General features: G+C 45.6%; 14 protein-coding genes. 9 read left to right on the top strand and 5 right to left on the bottom strand.

The window, feature by feature from the left end:
• The first annotated feature begins 324 nt into the window (after positions 1-324).
• Complete coding sequence (locus BK126_RS11580) at positions 325-1,935, top strand: thioredoxin domain-containing protein (protein WP_076312818.1); 1,611 nt, start codon at positions 325-327, stop codon at positions 1,933-1,935.
• A gap of 55 nt (positions 1,936-1,990) precedes the next feature.
• Here BK126_RS11580 and BK126_RS11575 read toward each other — a convergent pair whose 3' ends face one another.
• From BK126_RS11575 to BK126_RS11555, 5 genes are all read right to left on the bottom strand, one after another.
• On the bottom strand, positions 1,991-2,269 hold the full coding sequence (locus tag BK126_RS11575; protein ID WP_076312817.1) for a YxcD family protein: 279 nt from the start codon (positions 2,267-2,269) through the stop codon (positions 1,991-1,993).
• A 5-nt stretch (positions 2,270-2,274) separates the two neighbouring features.
• Positions 2,275-2,754 (bottom strand): hypothetical protein, encoded by a 480-nt coding sequence (locus tag BK126_RS11570; RefSeq protein WP_076312816.1) that lies wholly within the window; start codon positions 2,752-2,754, stop codon positions 2,275-2,277.
• Positions 2,755-2,841: 87 nt separating this feature from the next.
• Complete coding sequence (locus tag BK126_RS11565) at positions 2,842-3,399, bottom strand: PadR family transcriptional regulator (protein ID WP_076312815.1); 558 nt, start codon at positions 3,397-3,399, stop codon at positions 2,842-2,844.
• A gap of 207 nt (positions 3,400-3,606) precedes the next feature.
• Entirely contained in the window at positions 3,607-4,182 is a 576-nt protein-coding gene (locus BK126_RS11560; protein ID WP_047910680.1) for a beta-class carbonic anhydrase, read from the bottom strand.
• Positions 4,183-4,216: 34 nt separating this feature from the next.
• The gene (locus BK126_RS11555) at positions 4,217-4,558 is read right to left on the bottom strand and encodes an iron-sulfur cluster biosynthesis family protein (RefSeq protein WP_076312814.1); all 342 of its coding nucleotides are present in this window, start codon (positions 4,556-4,558) and stop codon (positions 4,217-4,219) included.
• Between the two features lie 138 nt (positions 4,559-4,696).
• On the opposite strand from BK126_RS11555, the gene BK126_RS11550 reads away from it, so the two are divergent.
• From BK126_RS11550 to mutS, 8 genes are all read left to right on the top strand, one after another.
• Positions 4,697-6,214, top strand: coding sequence for a carboxypeptidase M32 (locus BK126_RS11550; protein ID WP_076313511.1), 1,518 nt, complete (start codon positions 4,697-4,699; stop codon positions 6,212-6,214).
• A 188-nt stretch (positions 6,215-6,402) separates the two neighbouring features.
• Positions 6,403-7,407 carry an ABC transporter substrate-binding protein gene (locus BK126_RS11545; RefSeq protein ID WP_076312813.1) on the top strand — a complete coding sequence of 335 codons (1,005 nt, stop codon included), beginning with the start codon at positions 6,403-6,405 and terminating at the stop codon, positions 7,405-7,407.
• Between the two features lie 31 nt (positions 7,408-7,438).
• Complete coding sequence (locus BK126_RS11540) at positions 7,439-8,212, top strand: ABC transporter ATP-binding protein (protein ID WP_076312812.1); 774 nt, start codon at positions 7,439-7,441, stop codon at positions 8,210-8,212.
• A gap of 9 nt (positions 8,213-8,221) precedes the next feature.
• Positions 8,222-9,073 carry an ABC transporter permease gene (locus BK126_RS11535; RefSeq protein WP_076312811.1) on the top strand — a complete coding sequence of 284 codons (852 nt, stop codon included), beginning with the start codon at positions 8,222-8,224 and terminating at the stop codon, positions 9,071-9,073.
• A 179-nt stretch (positions 9,074-9,252) separates the two neighbouring features.
• Positions 9,253-10,218, top strand: coding sequence for an aromatic acid exporter family protein (locus tag BK126_RS11530; RefSeq protein WP_076312810.1), 966 nt, complete (start codon positions 9,253-9,255; stop codon positions 10,216-10,218).
• Positions 10,219-10,347: 129 nt separating this feature from the next.
• Positions 10,348-10,908 carry an outer spore coat protein CotE gene (locus tag BK126_RS11525; protein ID WP_076312809.1) on the top strand — a complete coding sequence of 187 codons (561 nt, stop codon included), beginning with the start codon at positions 10,348-10,350 and terminating at the stop codon, positions 10,906-10,908.
• Between the two features lie 109 nt (positions 10,909-11,017).
• On the top strand, positions 11,018-12,253 hold the full coding sequence (locus BK126_RS11520; protein WP_076312808.1) for a putative amidoligase domain-containing protein: 1,236 nt from the start codon (positions 11,018-11,020) through the stop codon (positions 12,251-12,253).
• A gap of 157 nt (positions 12,254-12,410) precedes the next feature.
• Complete coding sequence (mutS, locus tag BK126_RS11515; RefSeq protein WP_076312807.1) at positions 12,411-15,161, top strand: DNA mismatch repair protein MutS; 2,751 nt, start codon at positions 12,411-12,413, stop codon at positions 15,159-15,161.
• Positions 15,162-15,190: the final 29 nt, after the last annotated feature.

Genomic DNA, 15,190 nt, shown 5'->3' with positions numbered 1-15,190 from the left:
AGCTCTCATATAGCTGATTAATTAGGGTTTAGGTTAGTGAATGATGTAAAGGTAGTTGTAACAGGATAGAACAATGATTGAGAAGAAAAATAGAGGTAGATACATATATAAATTTGCATTGCTGACGATCGAAACTTAATTATTATTTAAACAATTTTTCGAAATATAAACAAGATTAAAGATTTTTTTCTGACGATGTTCAATAAATGGTCAATTTTAATTCAGTGCTTCATATTGTTGCTTCATATTGTAAGTTTCTGTTGAAGTATGAATAAGTGGATTAGCCGTTATCTTAAACAGATTATCTAGAAATTGGAGGAGCTTATGATTAGAGAAACGGAAGGTCATCATTTAAATCGAGTCATTCAAGAAAATGAACAATATACGGCTGCAGCTGACGAAGAACTTCTGCACGGGGCCTACCGTCAGTTGGAGAATGCCTTTGATTCCGAACTCGGAAAAACAGAAGCAGGGTACCAGCCTTTCTCTCCTGCTCAACTCATGTTCTTAATGAATTATGCTAGGGTATATAGCCAGCCCAAAGCCTTAGAAATGGTGGAACATACCCTGCATCGAATGTACCGAAGCAGTATTTATGATCATGTGGGTCATGGTTTTTTCACATATTCAGCAGATGAGAGGGGCCTTGTTCCGCATTTTGAAAAAATGCTAAATGACAATGCCTTGCTTGCAATGACTTACCTTGAAGCCTATCAGTTAACAGAGCATCCGCTGTATGCGGAAATCGCAGAATCCATTTTCTCTTATGTATTAAGAGAGATGACTTCGTCTGAAGGAGCCTTTCATGCTGCAGAAGGTGCCAACTCGGAAGGGGAGACTGGACGATATTATGAATTTACCCGCCAGGAGATTGAAGATGTACTGGGTGTAGAGGAGATGCATCGATATTGTAATGTGTACGCTATTGAGCCTGAAGGTGATTTCGCAGGACAGAGCATTCCCAGTCTGATGAAAGGAACGCCTGAGGAGCAGGCGGAGCGGAGAGGTTTAAATCCACTCGCCCTGCGCAATATGCTGGAGGAAGACCGGCAGAAGCTGCTGCAATATCGTGAGACGAGGGTGCGTCCACTCAAGGATAACCGTGTGCTGACTGCTTCGAATGGCCTGATGATCGCAGCTCTGGCCAAGGGGGCTAAAGCGTTGCAGCAAACGACATATGCAGATGCTGGAGCTAAAGCGGCTGATTTCATATGGAACAAGCTGCGTGATCAAGACGGCAATCTGCGTTCAGGCTATCGAGATGGAGAACTTGTGCATCCAGCGAATGTAGAAGACTATGCTTCTTTGGCTTGGGGACTGATGGAACTGTATGAAGTGACAGGGCAGCCTGCATATTTGGTTAAAGCACTGGAGCTTAAGGATGAACTGTTCAGACGGTATTGGGACCCCACAGAAGGGAGCTTCCAACGGTCAGGGTTAAATCGAGAGCAGCAATATAATTACGGAAATGAGATTAATGGATATGCATTGCCTGCAGGTGCTATGGTTCTTTCGTTGCTGATCACCAAATGGGCAGCTATAACTCAGGATAGTGAGCTGATGCAGAAGGGAGAACAATGGCTTCATTCTATGGCAGGAGAAGCGAGTTCCCATGCTGATCGTCATGCGCTGTATCTGCTTGGCATGTCCTACGCACGACTCGGAGGACGCCAAATTATAATCAGTGGAAGAACGAATGATATCAAGATGCAGGAGATGATCTCCATCATCCACAAATCCTATACGCCTGATGCTTCCATTATTATTAACTATGAAGGCAAGTCAGAGTATGCCTTAGCCGAACTTATTCCTGGTCTAGTCGACAAGCCCGCCATTAATGGAGAAGGAACTGTGTACATTTGCCGGGGCTTCTCCTGCAGCGCTCCTATAACGTCAACGGAGCAGCTTCGAGAAGAGTTTAGGCCTGTGAACTAATGAGCAAAAATAAAACCGCCTCGAGCTTATGCTCGAGGCGGTTAACGTTCATTGACTACGTACGAATTCTGGCTGTAATTTCTTCATCAAGCTCTAGTGTAACATCCTCACGGTAGGCACGGATATTATATTCTTGATGTACATATCGCAGAATAGCTTCAATCATATTGGATTCAATGAGAAATTGACTGCGGCCCTGAGCCCAAACCTCAGCGGAGTAGCCTGTATCTTCATCCCAACTAAGCTCCACCTGTACATCTGTCGGTTTGATCTGCTTACGTTCAGCGATATGAAGACATATGGCATTAACAATCTCATCCATTGTGATTACCATAGAGCTTAGTACCGTCCGTTTCCGTCATAGATGTTGCGGGATTTTTCTTTCTCTTCACGACGTCTCTTGATAGCTCTGTAGATACCTACACCCAGGCTGATTAATACAAAGATGGCAAGAAGGTTAATTGCAAGACCAAGAAGTTCTCCGAAGAAGCCCATTCCTCCGAACAATCCCCCGAAGAGCATACCTGCAAGTCCACCAATCATTAGACCTTTCATAAGTGAGCCGCCGCTGAAAAATCCGCGGTTTTGGTTCGTTGTAGAATTGGTAGCATTGTTATTACGGTTCGTTGTAGAATTTGAGACATTGCTGTTACTATCATTCGAACGATTAGGTGTATTTGTATAAGATTTAGTTCCGGATTTGAAACCGCCGCCACCACGGCGTGCATCTGCATTATCTGGAATTGCTACAGTCGAGAAGATCAAAGTAAATGCCATCATGACCATAAGTAAACGTTTTGAACTGATCCATTTTTTCATGTGAGAAATGTTACCTCCTAAGAGTGATTTTTAGTGTTTAATACTTACATACGCTTAAAAAATATGTTGGTTTCATATTTTTTAATTTTAATGTGAATTGGATAATTTTTGTTCAGTATGACCGGAACGAATCAGGTCGGATACCCAATCACACCATTCCATTCCTGCCTTGGCTTTCATTGCTGCCTTAGTGTTGACAATATAATCACCGAAATAGGAATGTGTGGGCTGTACAGCTTCGTCTGGAAGTGCCTTGAGAAGATCTTCGTAATAATCTTGACGAATCTGGTACCACTGTCTGCGTTCTTCAATCCATTGTCTGAGCAGGGCCGGATTCGTGATTTGAAAACAAATCAGCCGAAGACTCAGTTCGTCCCGAATAGGCGATGTAGATACGGGTGTATACATCCATTCCAATAATACCTGTATTCCCTTATCCGTGATCTTATACATCTTCTTATCCGGCTTATCTGTCTGCTCAATCCAGCGTGAAGAGAGAAGCTCATCCTCTTCCATACGGGACAGCAGCGGATAAATCTGACTGTGCTTGGCAGGCCAGTGGGGCTGAATCCTCAGCATGAGATCATAGCCAGATGATTCATCACGTGTCAATAACCCGAGCAAACCATAAGACAGTATGTTCAAGTGGACATGTCTCCTTTACTAAACTATAGTCTTGAATAACAGCGTAAAAGCGTTTTCCAGGACCATATATGTTTAAAAGTGTACACCACGACTGTATGGTTTGACAACCGTTATTGCCGTATGACTAGTAAACTGTTGTTATAAATGTCACAGAAATTTAATAAAAAAATGGCCTGGACTGCTGATTAGCAATCCAGACCCAAGGGATTAGAGAGATGCCTGGTTCTCATAACCATCCACAACAAGATCGAGAGCGCCTGTCTTAGGATCAATGATCATGCCGTGAACAGGAGTACCTGGGGGCAATAGTGGGTGATTACGAATCAACTCCACAGTTTCCATTACCCCTTCATGGACATTGTCAAACCCGCGCAGCCAGCGATCCAGCTTAATTCCTGCATGGTCGATCGTCTTGAGCACCTTCTCGTCGATGCCACGTTCTACCATATGCGAGAGCATCGCTTCACCATTTAGAGAGGCCATGCCGCATTCATGATGACCGACGACGACGACCTCGTCAGCACCCAGCTCATATAGGCCGACTAGAACGCTTCGCATCGCACTTCCGAATGGATGTGAGATGATAGCGCCGGCTGTTTTAACGATCTTGACGTCACCATTCTTGAAGTTCATCGCTTTGGGAAGCAGCTCGACAAGACGGGTGTCCATACAAGTTACGATCATCATTTTCTTCTGTGGGAATTTATCGGAGATATAGGCTTCATATTCTTTTTTCTCCACAAAGTTACGATTATGCTCCATGATTTGACTAATACTGTTCATTTGTTTATACCTCCAGTTAATGAGTAATTATTATCTAAGCATTGACCGCACGTTCATCGCGCGGAAAAATGTATAAACCATAGTGCTGACCACTGCTGGACAGACGTAAAGACAGGTCTCCGGGATCAGTTGCCAAATTCAGCTCTTCTTCAAAAAAAACAGCCTTTTGGCTGTCCAAAATAAACGTTAGATCCGGAACGTTGGTATCCAATACGATATCCCCGTCTTCCTGCTCATCAACAATACGAAACGCAGGAACTCCGCTAACCGCACAACCGCACCCCTCGCTGTCATACATCAGTCGAATGAAGCCTGGCCTGTTACCGAGAACTTTGGTCAGGAGTTCTTCAGCTGCCTTACTAAGATTGATTTTCATAATTTAGGCCCACTCCTTTACTTGATCATTTAGGGCTTATGTTATAACCCTAGTTAACGCTCTTAAATGTTGATTATAATCTTAGCTAAAAGTATGATCAATAGGTAGGCGAATTAAAATATGGATGGGGTGACACTGATGAGTCAGCAATTACAGGCTAAATTAGAGCAATTTCTGGATCTGAACAAAAAAATTAAAAGCTACAATGAAGCCATTGGACTACTGCACTGGGACATGAGCACGGGGGCACCGCGTAAAGGAATTGATACCCGTTCAGAAACGATAGGGATGCTGTCATCGGAAGCTTTTAAACTGCAGACATCAGAAGAAATGAAAGATTTGCTCTCTTTTTTGAAACAGGAGAATGAATTTGCCGCTCTGTCTGATGTACAACAGCGATTGATTAATGATTGTAAGAAAGAGCTCGACCGCACACAATCTGTTCCAGCAGAGAAGGTTCGCGAATTCAGTGTTCTTACCGCCCAGGCTCAAGCCAAATGGGAAGTAGCCAAGGAGAAGGCTGACTTTGCGTCGTTTGAACCCTACTTATCTCGAATTGTTGCTATGCAGAGTGAATTTATTGACTATTACGGTGTGAAAGATACACGTTATGACACACTTCTGGATATGTATGAGCCGGATTTGACGGTAGAGAAGCTGGATGAAGTATTTAGCCGACTAAAAGCCCGAATTGTTCCCTTACAGGAAGCAATTAGTCAATCCGTACATAAACCGGACACTTCCTTCCTCAAACAATCCTTTGATATTAAGCAGCAGTCCGAGTTCAGTAAATATATATTAAAGGAAATGGGATATGATTTTGAGGCAGGGCGATTGGACGAGAGTGTACATCCTTTTGCTATGGGATTGAATCCCGGTGATGTTCGTATTACCACTCATTATTATGATACAGATGTGGCGAGCGCCATCTTTAGCTCTCTTCATGAAGGCGGTCATGCCCTCTATGAGCAGAATATTGATTCAAATCTGGCAGGGACTCTTCTTGCCGAGGGAACATCCATGGGAATCCATGAGTCTCAGTCAAGATTATGGGAGAATATGATCGGCAGAAGCCGGGCTTTCTGGGAGCATTATTATCCGGTATTACGGAGCTATTTTCCCAATCAGCTGGAGAACATTTCTCTGGATCAATTCTATGAAGCCATCAATAAAGTAGAGAGCTCGCTGATCCGCATTGAAGCCGATGAGCTCACTTATAATCTTCATATTATTATCCGCTATGAGATCGAGAAAATGCTCTTTAATGAACAGCTGGACGTAAAGGACCTTCCGCAGGTATGGAACGAGAAATATAAACAATATTTAGGCGTTACTCCTCCTGATGACGGAGCTGGTGTGCTTCAGGATGTACATTGGTCAGGCGGAGACTTTGGTTATTTTGCCTCCTACTCGCTTGGTAATATGTATGCAGCCCAAATCATGAATACACTGGCCAAGGAGCTCCCGGAATACGAGAATTATATAAAGGAAGGGAAGCTTGCTCCACTCAAAGAGTGGCTGACGGAGAAGGTTTATCAATATGGCAAGTCCCGCAAGCCTTCCGAATTGATAGTTGCTATTACAGGGGAAGAGCTGAATCCGGATTACCTTGCTGATTATCTGGAGAACAAATATAAAGAAATCTATAAACTATAAAGAGATAACAGATAACCGAAAAGTTCAACATATCTTGTCAAGCTGAAGGATTCTACAAGAGTCCTTCAGCTTTTTTTGTGTGAATATGAGCTTAGTTTAAGAGAGCCTGTACCGGGCTGATTAACCAAATGGGAATGGACTGCATAATTATGGTTCATACATTCTTTATTTCAAGGGAGGGCTATTCAATGAAAGGAAAAGCTTGGTGGAAGCCTGCTGCAATTCTGCTGCTCTTATTCACCGTCGTCCTAAGCGGCTGCAGTTCTAGCAGCAGCGGTAACGTTAAGGTTAACGTTGGCGAAGTAACCCGCTCTGTTTTTTATGCACCAGAGTATGTCGCTCACGCGCAGGGCTTCTTCGAGGAAGAAGGTCTGGATGTTGAGATCCAAACCACGGCGGGGGGAGACAAGACGATGGCGGCACTGCTTGCAGGCTCCATCGACATTGCGCTGGTAGGTTCAGAAACATCAATCTATGTGTATCAGCAGGGAGCGGAGGACCCGGTTATTAACTTCGCACAGCTCACACAAACGGACGGCACCTTCTTATTTGCGAGAGATCAAACGGCGGAATTTGATTGGGATCAGCTGAAGGGGAGTGAGTTCCTCGGCCAAAGAAAGGGCGGGATGCCGCAAATGGCCGGTGAGTTTGCCCTAGGTAAGAAAGGGATCGATCCACATCAGGATCTGACACTGATTCAGAACATTGATTTTGCCAATATCACGTCTGCGTTTGCATCAGGAACAGGTGATTATGTACAGCTGTTCGAGCCGCAAGCATCCATCTTCGAAAAAGAAGGAAGAGGCAAGGTCGTTGCTTCCTTTGGAGTTGAGAGCGGCAAGCTTCCGTATACCGTATTTATGACCAAACAGAGCTTCATCAAAGACAACAAAGACGTGGTCGGCAAATTTACGAAAAGTATTCACAAGGCTCAATTGTGGGTGGAAGAGCATACGGCAGAAGAAATAGCCGATGTCATCATGCCATATTTCAAAGACGCGGATCGTGACATTATTGTGAGCAGTGTACAGCGCTATAAGGATCAAGGCACGTATGCTTTGGACCCGATTATTGACGATACCGAATGGAATAACCTGCTTGATGTAATGGAGAATGCTGGCGAGCTGCAGGAGAGAGTCCCTGCGTCTGCGATAGTAGACAATACTTTTGCTGAAGAAGCTGCTGGAAAGTAAGGTTCGCCGTTCATAAAAAGGATGTGAATAAATGACACGGATAGAACTGGATCAAATTACACATGTGTACGTAACGGAACGGGAGGCAAAGCTGGCTCTGGATTCCATTAGTATGGAGGTCGAGGCTGGCGAATTCGTCAGCCTGGTAGGTCCAAGCGGATGCGGTAAAACAACCATTCTGTCCATGATTGCAGGCCTGCTGCAGCCAACGAAGGGGGAGGTGCGTCTGGCCGGAGAAAAGGTCACTTCACCTTCTTCCCAAGTGGGCTATATGCTGCAGCAGGACTATTTGTATCCATGGCGCACAATTTTGGCAAATGCCTCGATTGGACTTGAGCTTACCGGACAGCTCAGCGAAGCTTCGCTTCTAGCAACGCGTGATCTGCTCGCTGAGATGGGGCTTGCAGGTACAGAGGACGCATATCCGCAGGCATTGTCAGGCGGAATGCGTCAGCGTGTGGCTCTGGTAAGAACGCTAGCAACGAACCCTGATCTGCTGCTGCTCGATGAGCCCTTCTCGGCTCTGGATTATCAGACCAAATTGCAGCTGGAGGACCTGATCTCAGATACGCTGAAGAAGCAGGGCAAGACGGCCATTTTGGTTACACATGATCTATCTGAAGCCATTGCCGTAAGTGACAGAGTCATCGTGCTGGACAAAAATCCGGGACGAATCCGCAAAACCTTTGAGGTTCCTGCATCCATCAGGGATGTCCAGCCGTTCCATGCAAGGGAGCAGCAAGGCTTTAACGACCTGTTTAACGAAATTTGGGGAGAGCTTGATGACTCCGGAGGAAAGAGGTGATCATGCCTAATGGAAGCAAAACCGTTGGAAGTAGCACCTCATGAAAAAGCGCAGGAAGAGCAATGGCTTCACAGCATTCATCTCCAGCACAAGAAACGGAGAAGAAGATGGAGAAGATATGTCAGTCTGACGCAGATTGCGATTCTTATTATGATGTTCCTGTATTGGGAAATCGCGGGCAGATTAAGATGGATTGACGTGCTCCTGTTCAGCTATCCTTCCAAGATTGGCGCACAGCTGTGGAAGGATGTGGTCAGCGGCGAAATTTGGCTCCATACCTCAGTCACGGTGTTTGAAACGATTGTCGGCTTCCTGCTGGGCACACTGCTTGGCACGCTCATCGCTGTACTTATCTGGTGGTCCCCTTTCTTATCGAAGGTGCTTGATCCTTACTTGGTAGTACTGAACAGTATGCCGAAGGTAGCCCTTGGACCCATCTTTATCGTCATGTTTGGCGCTGGCTTTACTGCAATTGTCATGACGACCATATCTATTACAGTTATTATTACAACGCTTGTTGTGTATAACAGCTTTAATGAAGTAGACCCAAACTATGTAAAGGTTGTACGCACATTTGGAGGAAACCGAAAGCATATTTTTCGCAAAGTAATCTTTCCTGCATCCTTTCCTGCGATCGTCTCCACACTTAAGGTAAATGTAGGTTTGGCCTGGATCGGAGTTATTGTGGGAGAATTTCTTGTCGCGAAGGAAGGCTTGGGATATTTAATTATATATGGTTTTCAAGTGTTTAATTTCACCCTCGTTATGTCGAGTCTCATTGTAATTGCTGTAGTGGCGACGGTAATGTATCAGCTGGTAGCGTGGCTCGAGCGTAAGCTGATGAATGGCAGGGAGTATTAATCCGCTCTTGACTGAACTATGGATTCTATCTCACATCCGTAAATATGTCTGTGACATGTCACATTGTTCCAGAAGGAAAAATCGTGTACGATTGATACCTACGATCTGATTGGGTACTAATATAATGGAATCATTATTTAATGTACTCGCCTTATAGAGAGAAGAGAGGGTTATCATACATGGGTTTCCGCGTTATCAAAACAGCGATTGCTGCCTTAATGGCTGTGCTGCTGGCTGATGCTATGCAGTTAAAAGGACCAACGTCGGCAGGATTGCTGGCCATTCTGGGTGTCGATGTTACTCGTAAAAGAAGCCTGAAGACGATCTCGGCGCGATTTTTTGCGTCCGTAGTAGGGCTTCTTTTTGCTTCAGTACTTTTTTTCCTGTTTGGATTTCATTATTGGGTGCTGGCCATTTATATCCTGACGGCATTTCCTGCCATTGTGCGGTTTGGCTTTAAAGAAGGCATAGTCACAGGGTCCGTCGTCGTCTTCCGTGTGTTTAGCGGAGGAGAGATGAGCCTCGAAGTCATCTGGACACAAATACTACTGCTCATTGTTGGGCTTGGCTCGGCGATGGTCGTTAATTTAGCTTATATGCCAAAATCGGATAACATGCTCTTCAACATCCGTTCAGAGATCGATGAGCTGTTTTCGGTAATTTTCACCCAGTTTGGCCGCACACTAAGAGATCCCTCATACGTGTGGACGGGTGCTGAATTGATGGAAGCTGAGAAGGCAATAGATAAGGGAGTCGCAGCCTCCAAGCTGTATCTTGAGAATCAAGTGATCCATCCGAACGAGGAATGGACTGCATACTTTTATATGCGCAAGACCCAGCTGGATTCCATTCAGCATATGATGCATTTAATATCACAGGTATATACGACCATGCCGCATGCGGAAATGGTAGCTGAATTGTTCGAGCAGTTAAGCGATGATGTGTGCAATGAGTTCTATACTGGAAGGACCGAGAAACTTCTAAGCATGGTAGAGCAAGAGTTTAGAACGATGGATCTGCCCACAACAAGAGAAGAATTCGAGATTCGTTCGTCGATCCGTCAGCTGTGCCGGGAACTCGCTTTGTACTTGAAGATTGCGAAAAAGGACAAGGCACCGTTCCCTGTCCCTGCAAAAGGAAATTAGCTTATTCAACATCTAAGCCGCTATAAATTAAAAGTTATCTTTTTCAATTATATTTATCTGTAAATTGGTAACAAACGCCCATGTCCTGCATACATATAAATGGAATGATTGTATGGAGGAGGTTCAAAGATGTCATTGAGTCATAAACATCAATGTAGAGAGATTATAACGAAGGCGATCTGCGGCAAGGGTCGTAAGTTCTCTACCGTAACACATACCGTGACTCCGCCACATAATCCTACCAGTATTTTGGGGGCATGGATTATTAACCACGAGTACGAATCGGTCCCGGCAGGAGACGGAATTGAAGTTATTGGTACTTACGATATCAACATTTGGTATTCCTATGACCAAAACTCTCAAACCGATGTAGCGAAGAAGACAGTATCCTATGTAGAGAACATTCCACTATCCTATCTGGATCCTAAGCATCGTGCCTCCACTGTTGAGGTCTCTGCGGATGCAACGCAGGAACCGAGCTGTGTAGAGGCGACGGTAGCTTCGGGCGGAGGCAGTGTTGTCATCCGCGTGGAACGTGAATTTGCAGCCGAAATGGTTGCTGAAACCAAGGTTCGTGTTGTCGTGTGCAAGAACAACTGCAATGAAGAAGCAGACAAAGATTATGATTTCGGCTCACTTGATGGTGATTTTGACGAGCTTGATCCTGACTTGCTGGATGATGAGATCTAATTGGTGCTGCAATACCTATATGGCAATATATGCGCCGAACCCTTCGGCGTAGAGGGCGGCAGCCCTCCTTTTTTTATTTCTTTTTTAGGGGAAGGACGGTCTAGATGCCATGTTAGTAATTCGAAATTCGGAACATTACGAGTCGATGACAATGGAGGAGCGTGAGGCAAGATTAACCCGCTCAGGACTTCGTTCTTCCCTGATTCATCCTAAAGAGAATAAGCTGCAGTTCCTTGTGACTTATGAAGTCTTGATTAGTCAGCTTCATGCGTTAAGAATCGTGAAAAAGAGTTATACCGGAATTCGGGAAGGCAACAGGACGGTGCTGCATAGGGAGGACAACATTTCGCTCTACAATCGAATTGAACGTGCTGCTGTTCGAGCGGCATATGCACTGAATCTGGAGCATGCAGAGGTTGTGCTGCAGGCTGGAGGACAACAAGGCATTAGCGTAAGCAGCGTTCATTCACAGCCATGGTTAATTAGAGAAGGGATAGCAGAGTTGTACGAACAGGCGATGATGGAGAAGCAGCTTGCTCTTGAGGCAGAGAGAAATTTACATACGTCTCCGGTACTCGGTATGGATCCGGAATTTCTGCTGATTAGCCAACAGGAGGAGCGAGTTGTGCCTGCTTCTTTATTTCTAGAACGAACGGGCGAAGCCGGGTGTGACGCGGTAACTCGAGGCGGACGAAGATCTTACCCTGTCGCGGAGCTTAGACCTATGCCAAGCTCAGAGCCTCGGGAGCTCCTCGCTCATTTGATGCACGCGTTCTTAACTGCTTCAACGCTGATTACGGATCACACGCTGTTATGGAGAGCAGGCGGGCTTCCGGTAAGCGGTCTTCCGCTGGGTGGACATGTGCATTTTAGCAGAGTGGTTCTAACCTATGATCTGCTCCGTGCTCTCGACAATTACTTGGCGCTTCCGATCGCCATATTGGAGGATCCTCGCAGCAGCGGCCGAAGACCGAAATACGGCTACTTGGGTGATTTTAGAACTCAGCCCTATGGCGGCTTCGAGTACAGGACACTTCCGAGCTTCTTGGTATCTCCAATGATTGCCAAAGGGGTGGTATCCATTGCTTATCTGGTCGCTGCCAATTACCGGCTGCTTCAGCGAAGACCGCTTGATCTTACTGAGAATCATGAAGCTTTTTATAAGGGGAATAAACAAGTTCTTCGCGGACTGGTTCATCCCTTGCTGCAGGAATTAACAGCTCTGCCCGATTACAATCGGCATCATAAATATGTGAATCCCTTGATTACGGCACTCTATCAAGGGAAGACATGGGATGAATCCAAGGATATAAGACCTCTCTGGAATATTCAGCAAAAGCCATGAATAAGAGGTCTCTTTTTGATATAATAAGCGGATGAATCCGTATCATCGTTTTGATGAGCTATAACATTCATTTGGATAACCTAATATATGTGTTACCAGATGTATGATAGGACTCGATATTATCGATGCAAATTGTGTGGCAGGAGTGGTATAATTCATGGCTCAATACACGCCAATGATTGAACAATATTTGAAGGTAAAAGAACAGGCGCAGGATGCGTTTCTTTTTTTTAGACTTGGTGATTTTTATGAGATGTTTTTTGAGGATGCAACCCTTGCTGCGAAGGAACTCGAGATTACGTTAACCGGCCGTGAAGGTGGTAGCGGAGAACGTATTCCCATGTGCGGCGTGCCTTATCATTCCGCCGATAATTATATTCAGCGATTGATTGAGAAAGGGTACAAAGTTGCGGTATGTGAACAAATGGAAGATCCGGCCGCAACCAAAGGAATGGTACGCCGTGAAATCGTGAGAGTGATTACGCCGGGCACCGTCATGGAAGGCAAGACGATTGGCGAGAAGTCAAACAATTATATGATCTGCTTGACACAAACCAGCGGTGTTTTGGCGATTGCTGCCTGCGATTTATCTACAGGAGAGCTGTATGTTACCTCTGCTCCATATTCTGAAAAGTGGCTTAAGGATGAAATTGGCATCTATGAGCCCTCTGAGCTGATCGGAGATGCTGAGCTGCTGCAGACGGTGCAGTCCGAGATGCTGGCAGGCAACCGGAAGATCACCTACACGGCTTGTGACAAGAGCAAAGCTGAGCTTGTTATAACCCAATTCGGTGAAGCTGCATGGGCCCGTCTGGGGGAAGAACGCAGACATTGTCTTGCGACGTTGTTTGCCTACCTGAATGAGACCCAGAAGCGCTCATTGGGGCAATTAACTCAAATCCAGACGTATGAACCCGATCATTATATGATTCTGGATCCATTCACGCGAAGAAATCTGGAGCTTGTGGAAACGGTGCGTGACCGCTCCAAGAAGGGCTCCCTTCTATCCCTGATAGATAAGACAGAGACCTCCATGGGAGCGAGAATGCTCAGACGCTGGATTGATAAGCCGCTTCTCCAACGACAGAAGATCGAAGAGCGTGTTGAAGCGGTGGACAAGCTGTACAACCAGTTTATTCTGCGAAGCGACATTCGTGAGCAGCTGAAGGAAATTTATGATCTGGAACGACTGGTTGGACGAATTGCATTCGGCAATGCCAATGGACGGGATTTGAATGCGCTCAAGGTGTCTCTTGAAATGATACCTGCGCTTGCCAAGCTGTGTGCAGATTCTCCTTCTAGCACCTTGCGCCGTATTGCAGAAACGATGGATGATTGCTCCGATTTGCGCGAGATGATTCATCATGCCATCGTGGACGAGCCGCCCGTCTCTGTCAGAGAAGGCGGAATGATACGCGAAGGATATCATGAACATTTGGATGAGCTGCGTTATGCAAGCGTGAATGGTAAGCGCTGGATCGCCGAATTAGAAGCACAGGAACGAGAAATTACGGGGATCCGCTCACTTAAGATCGGTTATAACAAAGTGTTCGGCTACTATATCGAAGTGACCAAATCGAATATTTCATCCCTGCCTGAGGGCAGATATGAGCGCAAACAAACATTGGCTAATGCCGAGCGATATATTACACCTGAGCTGAAAGAGAAGGAATCTCTCATTCTGGAAGCTGAAGATAAGATGGTAGGGCTTGAATATTCATTATTTATCGAGATTCGTGATCAGCTTAGCAAGGAGATTAAAAGATTGCAGAAGTTGGCTGAGCAGGTCGCAGAGATTGATGTGTACCATTCACTTGCTGCCGTCAGTGCAGAACGCGGTTTTGTTAAACCGTGCATCACGGATGGATTTGACATGAAGCTTATTGGAGGACGGCATCCTGTTGTAGAATCGGTCATGCGTGATGGTGCATTTATGGCAAATGATACGGTGTTAACACAGGAGGATCCACGAATTCTGCTGATTACTGGGCCGAATATGGCGGGGAAGAGTACGTATATGCGTCAAGTGGCGCTCATCTCTATTCTGGCTCAAATTGGCTGCTTCGTTCCTGCTGTGGAGGCTGAGGTTCCGATCATGGATCGAATATTTACGAGAATTGGCGCAGGTGATGATTTGATCGGCGGTCAGAGTACCTTCATGGTAGAAATGGCTGACATTCAGGTGATGACGGAAAAGGCAACTCCGCGAAGCCTGATTATTATCGACGAGCTGGGGCGCGGAACCTCAACGAGCGAAGGTATGGCGATTGCTCAGTCGGTCATTGAATATGTGCATGATCACATCGGGTGCAAAGCTCTGGTCTCTACTCATTTTCATGAGCTTGCCCATCTGGAGGATAGTCTTCCTTCCCTTCGAAATTATTCAATGGCCGTGCAGGAGAAGGAAAATGAAGTGCAGTTTCTACGCAAACTGATCCCTGGTGCGGCAAGCAGCAGCTATGGGATTTATGTCGCAAGACTGGCTGGGCTGCCGAGTTCGATTATTGATCGTGCGAGCAGGCTGATCCACACCATTGAAGAGCACTCATTTGATATCGTTGCTGAAGGGCATAAGGAGCCGTTCCAGAACGATTACCGTCAAGCCGAGAAGGAAGCGGCAGCTTCGTCAGATCAAATGATGCTGAAGGAGACGAAATTAGCTGCGAAGACGTTTGCAAATGAAGAAACGGAAGAGCCCGCTGCTATGTCAAATGAAGTTGTGCAGCTGTCGATATTTGGAGATGAATGGCCTGAGCCGAAGAAGAAAGGTGCGCAGGAAGCTCATGAGCTGGACCCTGTTGTCAAGCAGCTGATAAAACGGATTAGGAACGCGGATTTAATGAACATGACGCCGCTTCAAGCGATGCAGCTTGTAAATGAATTGAAAATGAAAGTAACAGATATGTAAGGTTATGAACCTATAAATAAAAGGGAGGG

The organism is Paenibacillus sp. FSL H7-0326, from assembly GCF_001955535.1.
GTDB classification, from domain to species: Bacteria; Bacillota; Bacilli; order Paenibacillales; family Paenibacillaceae; genus Paenibacillus; species Paenibacillus shunpengii.
Note: the sequence above shows the minus strand (reverse complement) of the source record. Positions and strands in the feature narration are given on the sequence as shown.

Excerpts from the sequence above, each read along its gene's own strand:
- mutS (WP_076312807.1), top strand. The coding sequence starts at position 12,411 with ATGGCTCAATACACGCCAATGATTGAACAATATTTGAAGGTAAAAGAA.
- BK126_RS11535 (WP_076312811.1), top strand. The coding sequence starts at position 8,222 with ATGGAAGCAAAACCGTTGGAAGTAGCACCTCATGAAAAAGCGCAGGAA.
- BK126_RS11575 (WP_076312817.1), bottom strand. The coding sequence starts at position 2,269 with ATGGTAATCACAATGGATGAGATTGTTAATGCCATATGTCTTCATATC.
- BK126_RS11555 (WP_076312814.1), bottom strand. The coding sequence starts at position 4,558 with ATGAAAATCAATCTTAGTAAGGCAGCTGAAGAACTCCTGACCAAAGTT.
- BK126_RS11525 (WP_076312809.1), top strand. The coding sequence starts at position 10,348 with ATGTCATTGAGTCATAAACATCAATGTAGAGAGATTATAACGAAGGCG.
- BK126_RS11550 (WP_076313511.1), top strand. The coding sequence starts at position 4,697 with ATGAGTCAGCAATTACAGGCTAAATTAGAGCAATTTCTGGATCTGAAC.
- BK126_RS11560 (WP_047910680.1), bottom strand. The coding sequence starts at position 4,182 with ATGAACAGTATTAGTCAAATCATGGAGCATAATCGTAACTTTGTGGAG.
- BK126_RS11545 (WP_076312813.1), top strand. The coding sequence starts at position 6,403 with ATGAAAGGAAAAGCTTGGTGGAAGCCTGCTGCAATTCTGCTGCTCTTA.
- BK126_RS11570 (WP_076312816.1), bottom strand. The coding sequence starts at position 2,754 with ATGAAAAAATGGATCAGTTCAAAACGTTTACTTATGGTCATGATGGCA.
- BK126_RS11520 (WP_076312808.1), top strand. The coding sequence starts at position 11,018 with ATGTTAGTAATTCGAAATTCGGAACATTACGAGTCGATGACAATGGAG.
- BK126_RS11530 (WP_076312810.1), top strand. The coding sequence starts at position 9,253 with ATGGGTTTCCGCGTTATCAAAACAGCGATTGCTGCCTTAATGGCTGTG.
- BK126_RS11540 (WP_076312812.1), top strand. The coding sequence starts at position 7,439 with ATGACACGGATAGAACTGGATCAAATTACACATGTGTACGTAACGGAA.
- BK126_RS11580 (WP_076312818.1), top strand. The coding sequence starts at position 325 with ATGATTAGAGAAACGGAAGGTCATCATTTAAATCGAGTCATTCAAGAA.